Here is a 12,974-nt window from a genome sequence, read left to right as displayed (position 1 = left end):
AACAGAAGGGTGTTTGCGATGACGATCAAACGGTTGGCGATCTGCGCTGTTGCTCTGGCAATGGGTTGCGGCATGTCCTCTTCGGCATTGGCCGGGTCCAAGCATCGTCATCATCAGGGCGATCAGGAGCGCTACGTTCCCGCCGATGACGATCTCATCGACTTCCTGTTCGGCGGCCCGCGTTATTACGACCAGCAGCTGTTCACGACGGCCGCCGGGGCCTGCTCCTACCACCGGACAGGACCGGACGGCTTTGCGATAAATAAGATCAACGACCACCATTGCGGGAAGTGATCGGCTGACGCTCGCCGGCCATCAGGCCGGCACGTTGCGAACGCGACACGGTCCACTGGCGCGGACACGCGTCCGGCTTGGCGCTATCCTGAACGACCGGCCATTACCTCCCGAGCATACCGGCCGATCATTGCCGCCGGCCATTGCGAATTGGCGATTTCACGTTATGATGAAAATCTCCAATCGTGAGGATCATATGAAGAAAAACTCCAAAACTGTCGTTGTCGAAGCGGCGACGACAGGGGATGCCCCTAAGATCGCGCGGCTGATGAGCTGGGCCTTCGGCTTCGGCAAGGCGCGATCGGACGAATACATCGCCCATGTCGGCCTCGGCTCGCTCAGGCTGCTGCGCGGCGAAAGCGGGCAGCCGGAGGCCTGCGCGGCGCTGCTCGAGACCGCGCATGTCTTCCATGGCAAGCCGGTGCCGGCGGCCAACATCGCGCATGTGGCGATCGCGCCGGAGCGTCGCGGGCAGGGGCTGGCGGTGCCTTTTGTCGACGCGCTGTGCGCCCAGGCCCTGGGCAAAGGGGCTGCCATCGCCACGCTGTTCGCCTCGACGCGGCCGGTCTACCGCAAGAGCGGCTTCGAGCTCGCCGGCCACGAGATCGTCTACGAAGCCGAGACGTCAAGCCTGCCGGCCGCAAGCAAGCTCGGCTTCGAGCGCGTCGAGCTCAGCGATCCGCGCCTTGCCGTTGCCTATGCCGCCAAGGCGGGTCGCGAGGCTGGGCTGCTCAGCCGTGGCGCCGCGCATTGGAACGAGCTGCGGCGGGAGCCTACCGATGCCCTCGCCGCCTATCTTGCCGAAGGCGAGGCGGCCTATCTGATCCTGGACATGGGCGACGAGGCCTGCCTCCTGGTCCGCGACTGGCATGCCGCTTCCTCGGAAGCCGCGCAGGGCGTGCTTTCGTTCCTGGCCAGGTTCCGCTCGGTCTATCCGGTCGTGCGCTGGCATGGCGGCCCGCAGGATGATCTGGTGGCGGCGATGCCGGACAAGGGCTGGCGTCTCGCCCATCAGGAGGAATGGCTGCTGCGGGTGCTCGATCCGGCCGCGGCGCTCCGCCAGCGCGGCTACCATGTCGACAATATGAGGCTTGCACTGCGCATCGGACCCGCTGAGGCGGCGCTGGAGATCGAGATCAGGGATGGCGTGGTCGAGGTCCGCGAGGCAACCGGAGGCAGCCCGACGATTGCCGTGCAGGCGCCGGCCTTCGTGCAGATATTCACGGGCTTTCGCAGCGCCTCGAAACTGGCGCAGTATGGCCAGGTAACCGGCGACAGGGCTGCTATACATCTCTGTGACCAGCTGTTTGCCGGACCGTCACCCTGGGTGGCCGAGCATTTCTAAGGACCGATTCATGACACATGCGCTTATTGCCTCGCTGAGGGCGGCGGCGGGAGACATGACGCCGGCGCTGGCGCGCGTCGCCGAGACGGTGCTGGCGCAGCCCGACGCGACCTTGCGCCAGAGCATCACCGAACTCGCCGAGGCTTCAGCCTCGTCCGAGGCCAGCGTCATGCGCTTCTGCCGCGACCAGGGCTTCACCGGCTTCCAGGATTTCAAGCTGGCGCTGGCCAAGGAGCTGGCCACCGACGAGCGGGCAAGGGACATCGGCTTGCCGACCGACGATATCCAGCGGCTGGTGGAAACCGCCATCATCTCGCTGCGCGAAACCGAGCAGCTGATTGTCCGGGAAGACATCGCCACGGCCTCGCGGCAGCTGCTGGCGGCGACGGCGATCGACTGCTTCGGTATCGCCGCCTCCGCGATCACGGCGCAATACCTCGCCTACAAGATGACCCGCATCGGCAAGCTCAGCCGTGCGCTGGGTGACGCGCATCTGGCGGTGATGGCCGCTGGAACCACGCAGAAGGGCTCCGTGCAGGTGGTCATTTCGAGTTCCGGCTCGACCATAGACGCGGTGCGCATCGCCGAACTCGCCCGCTCGCAAGGCGCCTTCGTCATCGGCATCTCCAACCGCTCGAAGAGCCCGCTGGTCGCCGCCTGCGACCTCGCCCTGATCGCGTCCTGGCCGGAGACGCCGCTGACCGGCGGCGCGTTCCCGTCGAAGATCAGCCAGTTGCTGATCGTCGATGCGCTGGCGGCCGAGATGATGCGGCAGGATCCGGCGCGGCTCACGCTGCTCGGCCGCACGGCGGAGGTGGTGAGTGACCGCAGCTTCTGACCGTGCGGTGTTTGCCCCGGTTCTGGCCATCGACATCGGCGGAACCAAGATCGCCGCGGCCGAAGTGCAGGGTGGACGGTTGCACGACAGGCGCCAGACGGCGACGCCAAGGACGGGCAGGGGCGATGATCTGGTCGCGGCCATAGCCGCGCTTGTGCCCAGGCACGCGCCAAGCGCCGTCGCCGTCGCCACCACCGGCATTGTGCGGGACGGCGCGCTGACCGCGCTCAACCCGGATACCTTGCCGATCGAGAACGGCTACCCGCTGGCCGACGCGCTGGAAAGCGCGCTCGGCGTGTCGCCGCTCGTCGTCAACGATGCCCAGGCGGCTGCCTGGGCCGAATTCTCCGTCGGTGCCGGCCGGGGTTTTCGCAATTTCGCATTCTTCACGGTTTCCACCGGCATTGGCTGCGGTCTGGTGATCGACGGCCGCCTGCAGACCGGCGCCACGGGGCTTGCCGGCCATGCCGGGCACATGATGTCCGATCCCGGCGGCGTGATCTGCGGCTGTGGCCGGCGCGGCTGCCTGGAGACGGTTGCATCCGGTACGGCGCTTGCTCGCCGCGGCAGCGAGCGGCTCGGCCGTCCGGTCGGTGCGCCGGACCTGTTCGCGGCCGCCACTCGAGGCGATGACCGCGCCGCCGAGGTGATCGCCTCCGCCGTCGACGCGCTGGTCAACGGCTTCGCCGACCTGACGGCCGCCGTCGACATCGATTGCTTCGCGGTCGGCGGCGGCGTCGGGCTGGCGCAGGGTTTCATCGAGGCCCTGCGGGCGCGTTCCCTGCGGCTTCCGGCCGTCTTCCATCGCCCGATCATCGCCGCGCAGGCCGGCGCCGATGCGGGTCTGCTGGGGGTGGCGCTGCTCTATGACGGAAATTTTCATCTAAAATAGTTTCTTGACAAAAAGCATCATCCGCGATTGATTGCAGGGGTAACGCTCGAAGGAGAAGCCCCAGGTGCAAGGCGATGTGCTCGCTCAGCTCGATGGAACGCTGGTCGTCTCGTGCCAGGCGGAATCCGGCATGCCGCTCGACGCTCCCGAGCACATTGCCGCCATTGCCCGCTCGGTCGTTCTTGGCGGCGCGACCGGGGTGCGCATCGAGGGTGTGGCAAACATGGAAGCCGTGCGCCGGCGGGTGAGTGTTCCCATCATCGGACTGATCAAGGCGCGGCGCGGCGACACCGAGATCTACATCACGCCTACGCTTGCCGATGTCGCATCGATCATCGACGCCGGCGCCGACATCGTGGCGCTGGATGCCACCAGCCGGCCGCGCCCGGCCGATCTGAAGACGATGTTCGATGCGATCGCGGCGAAGGGACGCCTGTCGATGGGCGACGTCAGCACGCTCGACGAAGGCAAGCGCGCCCTGGACGCCGGGGCCTCGCTGATCAGCACCACCATGGCCGGATACACGCCTTATTCCAACCAGCAGCGCGGGCCGGACTTCCAACTGATGGAACAGTTCGCCGCGGCCGGCCTGCCGTTCGTCGCCGAAGGCCGCATCTGGACGCCACGGGAAGCCGTCCGCTGCTTCGAGCTTGGCGCTCGCTTCATCGTCGTCGGCGGCGCCATCACGCGGCCCGATGCCATCACCCGCGGCTTCGTCGACCAGGTCGGGTCGTGGAGCGCCAATCCGCAGTTGAGGAGGAACCAGTCATGATCAAGCGCCACCGCGTCGCCGTTATCGGTGCGGGCTTCATGGGTTCCATGCATGCCGCGATCTTCGCTGACATGGTCGGCTGCGAGCTGGCGGCGATCGTCGATCCCAATCTGGAACTGGCCGGCGCCGTCGCGGCCAAGGCGCCGGGCTGCAAGGTCTATCCCGGTCATGAGGCGCTGCTGGCGGGCGAGCGCGATCTCGACCTCGTCTCGATCTGCACGCCCGACAATCTGCATCTGGCGCCGGCCGTTGCCGTGGCCAGGGCCGGCATCAACATCTTCGTCGAGAAGCCGATCTCCTCCACGGTCGAGGATGCGCGAACCATCATCGCGGCCTGCGATGAGGCCAAGGTCAAGCTCGGCATCGGCTATCTCCTGCGCTTCGATCCGCGCTACGCCGCGGCCAAGGAACTCATGATTTCGGGCAAGATCGGCGAGCCGATCCACATCTACGCCCGGCGCAACAGCGCACGCACCGAGGGCCCCAAACGTTATGGCGGCAAGCTGCCGCTGGCGCTGCACGTCACCGTCCACGACGTCGACATGGTGCTGTGGATGCTCGACGGGCAGCACCCGGTTTCCGTCTATGCCCAGCAGACCGACATTCTGCTCGGCGCATCGGGCACGCAGGACAGCCTGGCCGCGATCGTGCGCTTCTCCGGTGGCACGGTGGTGAATTTCGAAAGCGCCTGGTCGCTGCCGGCCGGCGCCCGCCACATGATCGATGCGCGCATGGAGCTGATCGGGACGGAAGGTTCGTTCGAGGTCCAGTGCGGCGACAGCGGCCTCTATTACGCCAGCAACGAGACGTCGCGGGAGATCGACACCCAGCACTGGCCTGTCGTCAATGGCCGTCTCGACGGCGACCTGGCGCGCCAGCTCGGCGGCCTGCTTGCCTGGCTCGACGGCGCCGACATGCCGATCGCCAGCGGCCGCGACGGCCTTCGTTCGCTCGAACTCACACTGGCGATGATGCAGTCGGCGCGGAGCGGCGAAATCGTGCGCCTCGGCGGAGCATGATCCCGAAAAGTGGTTGCCGGTTTTCGGAAAAGATCATGCTCGAACAGACAACGGGAATTTGAAACGAGGCCAAAGCGGCCCAACAATGGGAGACGAAAAAATGCTGAACAGACGCAATGTGTTGATGCTTACCGTGGCCGCGGCCGCGCTTGCCACGGCCTTGCCGGCCCTGGCGCAAGACAAGCCGTTCGACGGGGTGCAGTTGTCGGTGCTGCTCGAAGGCCATCCGACGACCGATGCCATCCAGAGGCTGTTGCCGGAATTCAAGCAGGTGACCGGCATCGACGTGGCGCTCGAGATCGTGCCCGAGCAGGACATCACGGCCAAGGAACTGCTCGAATTCTCCTCCAAGTCCGGCCGCTACGACGTCGTCCAGAACAACATCATCTACCTGCCAGGCTTCGTGAAGTCCGGCTATATCGTGCCGCTCGACGATTTCCTGGCCAAGCACAAGGAGAACTTCGACAAGGCCGATTTCGTGCCCGGCTACTTCAACACCAACATCGTCGACGGCAAGGTCTACGGGCTCCCGGTCTATGGCGAGAGCACCTTCGTCATGTACCGCAAGGATCTGTTCGAGCAGTACGGGCTTGCCGCGCCGAAGACGTTCGACGACATTGAAAACGCGGCCAAGACCATTTCGGAGAAGACCAACAAGCAGATCGCCGGCATCACCATGCGCGGCCAGCAAGGCATCCAGGGCGTCTATGTCTGGGCAGCCTATCTCTGGGGTTTTGGTGGCTCATTCCTCGATGCCGGCGGCAAGTCGGCGCTGGCAACGCCGGAGGGCGTCGCCGCGCTCGATGCTTTCACCAAGGTGCTGAAGGATTACGGCCCGGTCGGCGTCGCCAATTTCGGCTGGGAAGAAAACCGGCTGCTGTTCCAGCAAGGCAAGGCGGCGATCACGCTCGATGCCACCGTCAACGGCGCCTATAATGAGGATCCCAGCGTCTCCACCGTCGTCGGCAAGGTCGGCTATGTGCCGGTGCCGATGAAGTCCGCCTCGCCAAAGGGCGGCTCGTCCTCGCTCGCCGTGCACTCGATGTATGTCTCGGCCGAATCCAAGAACCAGGAAGCGGCAGCCTTGTTCGCGGCCTGGGCGACCGCCAAGGAGCAGCAGTTGAAGGCGATCGAAACCGATCCCAACTCCGGCGTGACATCCCTTTCGGTGCTGAATGGCGAGGCTTTCGGCAAGCGCTACGGCGCCTTCAGGGATGGCATGATCGCCGCCATCAACGCCGGCAATCCGCAATATCTGCCGACGGTCGAGCAGGCCAACGAGATCATCAACAACACCGGCATCGCCGTCTCCAAGGCGCTTGCCGGCACGGCCAGCGCCGCCGACGCCCTCAAGGAGGCGGACGAGGCCAACAACGCCGCGCTCGCCCGCTAGGCGGGCGCGCGTGCCCTGCCGCGTGCGCTCCCTGTGCGCGGCAGGGCGAGATTCTCACCGGATGGATTGAGACCGTGGCAACAACAGCGTCGGACCCGACGAAGCACTTCTTCCAGCCGATCATCGTCTGCCTGACCGTGGCATCGGTCGCGCTGACGCTGTTCGTGATCTGGATTTCGCTGCACGATCTGTCGCTGATGCGCGCCGGGCGCGAGAAGTTCGTCGGTCTCGACAATTATCTGCGTTTCTTCGGCGATCCGCGCGCCATGGCGGCACTGTGGCGCACGGTGCTGTTCACCGCGCTGGCAACTATCATCGAGATCGCGCTCGGGCTTGCCGTCGTGCTGTTCCTCGATCGCGACTTCGCCATGAAGCGGCTGGTCAGGACGCTGCTGCTGGTGCCCATCATCATGACGCCGGTCGTCGTCGGACTGACCTGGCGCTTCCTGTTCGATCCCGCCACCGGCATGGCGAACTACCTGCTGTCGCTGGCCGGGATAGCCCAGGTCGACTGGCTGGGCAGCCCTCGGATCGCGCTGTTCGCCGTGCTGATCGCCGATATCTGGCAATGGACGCCTTTCGTCATCCTCTTGGTAATGGCGGCGCTGGAATCGGCGCCCACCGATCCCTTGAACGCCGCCCGTGTCGACGGCGCGCGCGAATGGCAGGTGACCTGGTATGTCCTGTTGCCGATGCTGCGCCGGGCGCTCGCCATCGTCGCGCTGATCCGGGCGATCGACAGCATCAAGGCCTTCGACCTGTTCTACATCATGACACGCGGCGGGCCGGCGCTGTCGACCGAGACGCTGAACTATTACGGCTACATCGTCGCCTTCACCAATTTCGACATCTCCTACGCACTGGCCATCGCCGTGATCCTGACCATCTTCACCAATGTCGCGCTCCTGACCATGTACAGCGTTCTGTTTCCGAAAGCGGGAGAGCGCTGATGGGCCGGCGCGCGATTTTCTATGTCGGGCTGCTCATGCTTTTGCTGGCGGTGCTGTTCCCGCTCTACTGGGTGGTGGTGACCTCGTTCAAGACGACGCGCGACGCCTTCGCCATTCCGCCGGTCTGGCTGTTCAGCCCGACGCTCGACAATTACCGCACGGTGTTCGCCAATCGCGGCTTCCTCAGCGCCTTCGCCAATTCCTTCATCATCTCCATCCTGTCCAGCGCGCTGGCGGTCGCCATCGGCTCGATCGCCGCCTACGGGCTGGCGCAGCAGCCGGGCGACCTGCGCCGTTCCAAGGAAAAATTCATCCTCAGCCTGCGCATCGCCCCGGCGCTGCTGTTCGTCATTCCGATGTATTACCTGGCGACCCGCATCGGCGCGCTCAACCAGCATTGGCTGCTGATCGCCGCCTATGCCTTCGTCAACGTGCCGTTCGCGATCTCGCTGCTGATCACCTTCTTCGACGACATCCCGAAGGAATTGCGCGATGCGGCCCGCGTCGACGGCGCGCGCGAGTTCAGCGTGTTCTGGCATGTCTACCTGCCGGCGGCGCGCGGCGGCATCGTCGCGACGCTGATCCTGTGCGTGCTGTTCACCTGGAACGAGTTTTTCGTCGCCTTGGTGCTGACCGGTCGCGCCACGCAGACCCTGCCGGTCTCCATCACCTCGTTCTTGACATTCCAAGGCATCCAATGGGGTGCGCTGACCGCTGCCGCCACCTTGATCATGCTGCCGATGATCGTGCTTGGCGTCCTGGTGCAGGGGCAGATCGTGCGCGGCATGACGCTGGGCAGCGTGAAAGGCTGAGGGGATCCGATGGCGAATTTGTCGATAAGGTCGGTGTCGAAATCCTACGGCGCGGTCAACGTGCTGGACGATGTCTCGGTCGAGGTCGAGGAGGGGTCCTTCGTCGTGCTGCTCGGCCCGTCGGGCTGCGGGAAGTCGACGCTGCTGCATGCCGTTGCCGGGCTGAACCCGATCGATTCCGGCAGCATCGTGATCGGCGACCGCAACGTCACCAATCTTCCCGCGCGTGAGCGCGACGTGGCGATGGTGTTCCAGTCCTACGCGCTCTATCCGACCATGTCGGTGGCCGAAAACATCGCCTTTCCGCTGAAGATGCGCGGGCTCGACCGCAAGACGTCACAGGAAAAGGTGGCGGCGGTGGCCAGGCTGCTGCAGATCGAGTCCTTGCTGCAGCGCAAGCCACGCGAATTGTCCGGCGGCCAGCGCCAGCGCGTCGCCATCGGCCGGGCGTTGGTGCGCGATCCCCGGCTGTTCCTGTTCGACGAACCGCTGTCCAATCTCGACGCGGCACTGCGCACCGAACTGCGCGCCGAGATCAAGCGCCTGCACCAGTCGATCCGCCGGACCATGGTCTATGTGACGCACGACCAGACCGAGGCGCTGACGCTGGCCGACAAGATCGTCGTGCTCAAGGCCGGCAAGATCGAGCAGGTCGGCACGCCGTTGTCGCTCTACGACGACCCCGACAATGCCTTCGTCGCCGGCTTCATCGGTTCGCCGCGCATGAATTTCCTCAAGGCGAGAGTGGCCGAGGACGGGAAAACCGTGCTCGTCGGCGATGCCAGGGTGGACGTCTCGCATCTTGCCACCAGGCTCGCCAGCGGCCAGGAAGTCACGCTTGGCATCAGACCGGAACATCTGGACGAAAAGCAGGGCGTCGAGCTTGCGCTTGCCGTCGATGTCACCGAGCGGCTGGGATCGACATCCTACGTGCATGGCGCGCTGCCGAGCGGCGAAACGGTGGTCGCCGAACGGCGCGAGGACCAGCCCCGTTTCGGCGAGACGATCACGCTGCGCTTCGTGGCCGGTCGCACGCGCATCTTCGACGCGCGGGGGTCACGTGTTCGCTGAATCTGAGGCTCGCATCAGCTTGCCGTAGCGCTTGACCAGCCGCTCGCGCTTGAGGCGCGTCAGCCTGTGCGTCCAGAACAGCCCGTCGAGCTGATCGATTTCATGCTGGTGGCAGACCGCCAGCAGACCCTCGGCGTCCTCGAACCGCTCATTGCCGTCGAGATCCTGATAGCGGACGCGGATGCGGACGTGCCGCTCGATGTCCTCGGTGACGCCAGGCATCGAAACGCTGCCTTCCGTGTGGCGGATCATCTCGGTCGAGGCCTGGATGACGGATGGATTTACGTAGATTCCAGGTTCCGTATCGGATGGAAGCTGGATGACGACCAGACGTTTCAAAACGCCGATATGAGGGGCGGTGATGCCGATCCCCGGCGCCGCGTGCATGGTGTCGATGAGATCGCCGGCCAGATCCGTCAGGCGGCCGTCGAACAGATCCACGGGCTCGGCGACGGCGCGCAGCAGGGGATTGGGGAATTTTATGATCGATCGAACCGCCATGGAGCTCGTCTCAACGCGCCAGCCCCGCACGGATTTCGGCATCATGTTCGCCGCGCGCGGGGCTTTTCGCCGGCGTCTTTTGTTGCCAGTCGGAAAAGCGCGGCGCGGCTGCGGCCTGCAGGACGCCGTCCGCCGTCAGCCATGTGCCGCGCGCGGCCATGTGCGGATGCAGGGCTGCTTCATTGGGGCTGAGAACCGGCCCGACACAGGCGTCGGACCGTTCGAACAGCTTGACCCATTCGTCGCGCGGTTTGGTGGCGAAGATCGCGGCCAGCCGCTCGCAAAGCCCGGGCCACAGATCACGATCGAACTGGTTGGCGAATTGCGGATCGGCGGCAAGGCCCAGCCTGTCGAGGAAGAGCGCATAGAATTTCGGCTCCAGGCACTGGACGCTGACGAAGCCGCTATCCGACGTTCGGTAGACGCGGCACCAATGCGGCCCGTCGAGCAGGCTCTGACCGCGTTCCGCTGCGAGCGCGCCAGACTGGCCGAGCGACATCAGCAGGTTCATCATGTGCGCCGAGCCGTCGACGATCGCGGCATCAACGACGGTGCCTTTGCCGCCGGCGCGGGCATTCATGATGCCGGCCAGCATGCCGATCACCAGATAAAGCGCACCGCCGCCTACGTCGCCGACAAGCGACGGCGGCGCTATTGGCGGGTCTCCCGGCAAGGAGGCATACCAGAGCGCGCCGGACAGGCCGATATAGTTCATGTCGTGCCCGGCGGTGGCGGCGAGCGGTCCGTCCTGGCCCCAGCCGGTCATGCGGCCGTAGACCAGCTTCGGGTTGGCCGCGAGGCAAGCCTCCGGGCCGAGCCCGAGACGCTCCATCACACCGGGCCGGAAGCCCTCGATCAGCCCGTCGGCGGTGGCGATCAGGCGCCTCAGCACGGCCACGTCGTCTTCATCCTTGAGGTCGAGCGCGATGGAGCGCTTGCCGCGATCGAGCAGCGAGCGCTCAGGCGCGCCCGGCATGGACGCCTGCTTGCGGTGGACGACGATGACATCGGCGCCGAGATCGGCGAACAGCATGCCGGCGAAGGGCGCCGGACCCAGCGCCTCGATCTCGACGATGCGGATTCCTCCGAGCATCCCACCCTCCATAGCGGTTTTGGCACTTCGGTATCGCGAACATTTGGTGTCGAGAGGGCGACGGTGTGTAACCCTCATCTTTCGCCATTGAAGCATGTGCCGCCGGCATATACTTCAGGACCATGAAAAAAATCGGTTTCCTGTCATTCGGGCATTGGACGCCCTCGTCGCAATCGCAGGTGCGTTCGGCTTCGGACGCGCTGCTGCAATCCATCGATCTCGCGGTCGCCGCCGAGCAGCTTGGCGCCGACGGGGCTTATTTCCGCGTGCACCACTTCGCGCGCCAGCTCGCCTCGCCATTCCCGCTGCTGGCCGCCGCCGGCGCGAAGACCAGCCGCATCGAGCTCGGCACGGCGGTCATCGACATGCGCTACGAGAACCCGCTCTACATGGCCGAGGACGCCGGCGCCGCCGACATCATCGCCGGCGGGCGGCTGCAGCTTGGCATCAGCCGCGGTTCGCCCGAGCAGGTCATCGATGGCTGGCGCTATTTCGGCTATGCGCCGCAGGAGGGCCAGAGCGACGCCGACATGGCTCGCCATCACGCCGAGGTTTTCCTCGACACGTTGCGCGGCGAAGGTTTTGCCCAGCCCAATCCACGGCCTATGTTCCCCAACCCGCCCGGCCTGCTCAGGCTCGAGCCGCATTCGGAAGGCCTGCGCGAGCGCATCTGGTGGGGTGCGGCCACCAACGCCACCTCGGAATGGGCTGCCAAGCTCGGCATGAATTTGCAGAGCTCGACGCTGAAATTCGACGAGAGCGGCAAGCCGTTCCATGTCCAGCAGGCGGAGCAGATCCGTATCTATCGCGAGGCCTGGAAGGCGGCCGGGCACAAGCGCGAGCCGCGCGTCTCGGTCAGCCGCAGCATCTTCGCGCTGGTCGACGACCGCGACCGCGCCTATTTCGGCCGCGGCAATGAAAGCCGCGACCAGATCGGCTTTATCGAGGAGAACACGCGGGCGATCTTCGGCCGCAGCTACGCCGCCGAACCCGACGTGCTGATCAAGGAACTGGCGCAGGACGAGGCGATCGCCGAGGCCGACACGCTGCTGCTCACCGTGCCCAACCAGCTCGGCGTCGACTACAACGCCCATGTCATCGAGGCGATACTGACCCATGTCGCGCCGGGGCTGGGCTGGCGCTGACGGCCGCGCCGTGTAACCATCGACGCGGCGGGCGGTTCACGGAGATTCACGGTATGGCCAAGAAGGCCCTGATTGCCTGGGGCGGGTGGGAAGGCCATACGCCGGAGCGCAGCGCCAATGTCGTGCGCGACATGCTGGAGCGCAACGGCTTCACGGTCAAGCTCGGCCAGGGCACGACGATGTTCGCCGATCCGGAGTTGGCGTCCTTCGATCTCATCGTGCCCGTCATCACCATGTCGACGATCGAGAAGGCCGAACTGCAGAACCTGACGCAGGCCGTTCGCGGGGGAACCGGGCTCGGCGGCTTCCACGGCACCATGGGCGACAGTTTTCGTGGCGAGCCCGATTATCAGTTCATGACCGGCGGCCAATGGGTCGCGCATCCCGGCAACATCATCGACTATCAGGTGGTCATCACCCGGCCGGACGATCCGATCACGAAAGGCCTCAGTGATTTCGCCTATCGGTCGGAGCAATATTACATGCATGTCGACCCGAGCAACGAGGTGCTGGCGACCACCACCTTCAGCGATGCGCATTTCCCGGGCATTGGCGGCGTCGTCATGCCGGTGGCATGGAAGCGCAGGTACGGCGCGGGAAAGATCTTTTTCAGCGCGCTCGGGCACACGGCGGATGAGTTCGCGGTGCCGGAAATGGCGCTGATGATGGAACGTGGTTTGCTCTGGGCCGCGCGGGGGTAGCAGCAGCGTGGCTTCCCGCGACTTCGTCATCCTAGGGCGTAGCAGGAGCGAAGCTCCGTCGCGGAGACCCTAGGATCCTGTGTGTTTTTGCCATGCTATAGTTGAGGTGGGAAGGAGACCGACAGGATCCTGGTCGTCCTTTGGAGGA

At 65.3% G+C, this 12,974-nt stretch carries 14 protein-coding genes; 12 read left to right on the top strand and 2 right to left on the bottom strand.

Going from position 1 to position 12,974, the window contains the following annotated elements; genetic code table 11:
• Positions 1–18 precede the first annotated feature (18 nt).
• The 10 genes from LB564_RS28940 (at position 19) to LB564_RS28895 (ending at position 9,386) form a co-directional block, all read left to right on the top strand.
• A complete protein-coding gene (locus tag LB564_RS28940) occupies positions 19–294 on the top strand; it encodes a hypothetical protein (RefSeq protein WP_140710031.1) in 276 nt (91 codons plus the stop codon).
• Positions 295–490: 196 nt separating this feature from the next.
• A complete protein-coding gene (gene eis / locus LB564_RS28935; protein ID WP_224542514.1) occupies positions 491–1,639 on the top strand; it encodes an enhanced intracellular survival protein Eis in 1,149 nt (382 codons plus the stop codon).
• A gap of 10 nt (positions 1,640–1,649) precedes the next feature.
• The gene (locus LB564_RS28930; protein WP_224542513.1) at positions 1,650–2,477 is read left to right on the top strand and encodes a MurR/RpiR family transcriptional regulator; all 828 of its coding nucleotides are present in this window, start codon (positions 1,650–1,652) and stop codon (positions 2,475–2,477) included.
• Positions 2,461–3,369 (top strand): N-acetylmannosamine kinase, encoded by a 909-nt coding sequence (locus tag LB564_RS28925; RefSeq protein WP_224542512.1) that lies wholly within the window; start codon positions 2,461–2,463, stop codon positions 3,367–3,369. The genes LB564_RS28930 and LB564_RS28925 overlap by 17 nt, the downstream gene beginning before the upstream one ends.
• Positions 3,370–3,433: 64 nt before the next feature.
• Positions 3,434–4,141, top strand: a complete 708-nt coding sequence (locus tag LB564_RS28920; protein WP_224542511.1) for an N-acetylmannosamine-6-phosphate 2-epimerase — start codon at positions 3,434–3,436, stop codon at positions 4,139–4,141.
• Entirely contained in the window at positions 4,138–5,160 is a 1,023-nt protein-coding gene (locus LB564_RS28915; protein WP_224542510.1) for a Gfo/Idh/MocA family protein, read from the top strand. Before LB564_RS28920 ends, LB564_RS28915 begins: the two co-directional genes overlap by 4 nt.
• A 100-nt stretch (positions 5,161–5,260) precedes the next feature.
• Positions 5,261–6,553 carry an ABC transporter substrate-binding protein gene (locus LB564_RS28910; RefSeq protein WP_224542509.1) on the top strand — a complete coding sequence of 431 codons (1,293 nt, stop codon included), beginning with the start codon at positions 5,261–5,263 and terminating at the stop codon, positions 6,551–6,553.
• Between the two features lie 74 nt (positions 6,554–6,627).
• Positions 6,628–7,503 carry a carbohydrate ABC transporter permease gene (locus tag LB564_RS28905; protein WP_224542508.1) on the top strand — a complete coding sequence of 292 codons (876 nt, stop codon included), beginning with the start codon at positions 6,628–6,630 and terminating at the stop codon, positions 7,501–7,503.
• Entirely contained in the window at positions 7,503–8,315 is an 813-nt protein-coding gene (locus LB564_RS28900) for a carbohydrate ABC transporter permease (RefSeq protein WP_140710601.1), read from the top strand. The genes LB564_RS28905 and LB564_RS28900 overlap by 1 nt, the downstream gene beginning before the upstream one ends.
• A gap of 9 nt (positions 8,316–8,324) precedes the next feature.
• The gene (locus tag LB564_RS28895; RefSeq protein ID WP_224542507.1) at positions 8,325–9,386 is read left to right on the top strand and encodes an ABC transporter ATP-binding protein; all 1,062 of its coding nucleotides are present in this window, start codon (positions 8,325–8,327) and stop codon (positions 9,384–9,386) included.
• Here LB564_RS28895 and LB564_RS28890 read toward each other — a convergent pair.
• Both LB564_RS28890 and LB564_RS28885 read right to left on the bottom strand, forming a co-directional pair.
• On the bottom strand, positions 9,372–9,887 hold the full coding sequence (locus LB564_RS28890) for a peptide deformylase (protein ID WP_224542506.1): 516 nt from the start codon (positions 9,885–9,887) through the stop codon (positions 9,372–9,374). The genes LB564_RS28895 and LB564_RS28890 overlap by 15 nt on opposite strands.
• A gap of 10 nt (positions 9,888–9,897) precedes the next feature.
• A complete protein-coding gene (locus tag LB564_RS28885) occupies positions 9,898–10,980 on the bottom strand; it encodes a CaiB/BaiF CoA transferase family protein (RefSeq protein ID WP_224542505.1) in 1,083 nt (360 codons plus the stop codon).
• A gap of 122 nt (positions 10,981–11,102) precedes the next feature.
• On the opposite strand from LB564_RS28885, the gene LB564_RS28880 reads away from it, so the two are divergent.
• Positions 11,103–12,125 carry an LLM class flavin-dependent oxidoreductase gene (locus tag LB564_RS28880; protein ID WP_140710594.1) on the top strand — a complete coding sequence of 341 codons (1,023 nt, stop codon included), beginning with the start codon at positions 11,103–11,105 and terminating at the stop codon, positions 12,123–12,125.
• Between the two features lie 53 nt (positions 12,126–12,178).
• Positions 12,179–12,826 carry a ThuA domain-containing protein gene (locus LB564_RS28875; protein WP_224542504.1) on the top strand — a complete coding sequence of 216 codons (648 nt, stop codon included), beginning with the start codon at positions 12,179–12,181 and terminating at the stop codon, positions 12,824–12,826.
• The last annotated feature ends 148 nt before the right edge of the window (positions 12,827–12,974 follow it).

Origin of the sequence: Mesorhizobium sp. ES1-6 (assembly GCF_020164775.1) — a bacterium.
In the GTDB taxonomy this organism is placed as follows: Bacteria; Pseudomonadota; Alphaproteobacteria; order Rhizobiales; family Rhizobiaceae; genus Mesorhizobium.
The sequence above is the reverse complement of the archived record's forward strand: the minus strand, read 5'-3'. Positions and strand labels throughout refer to the sequence as shown.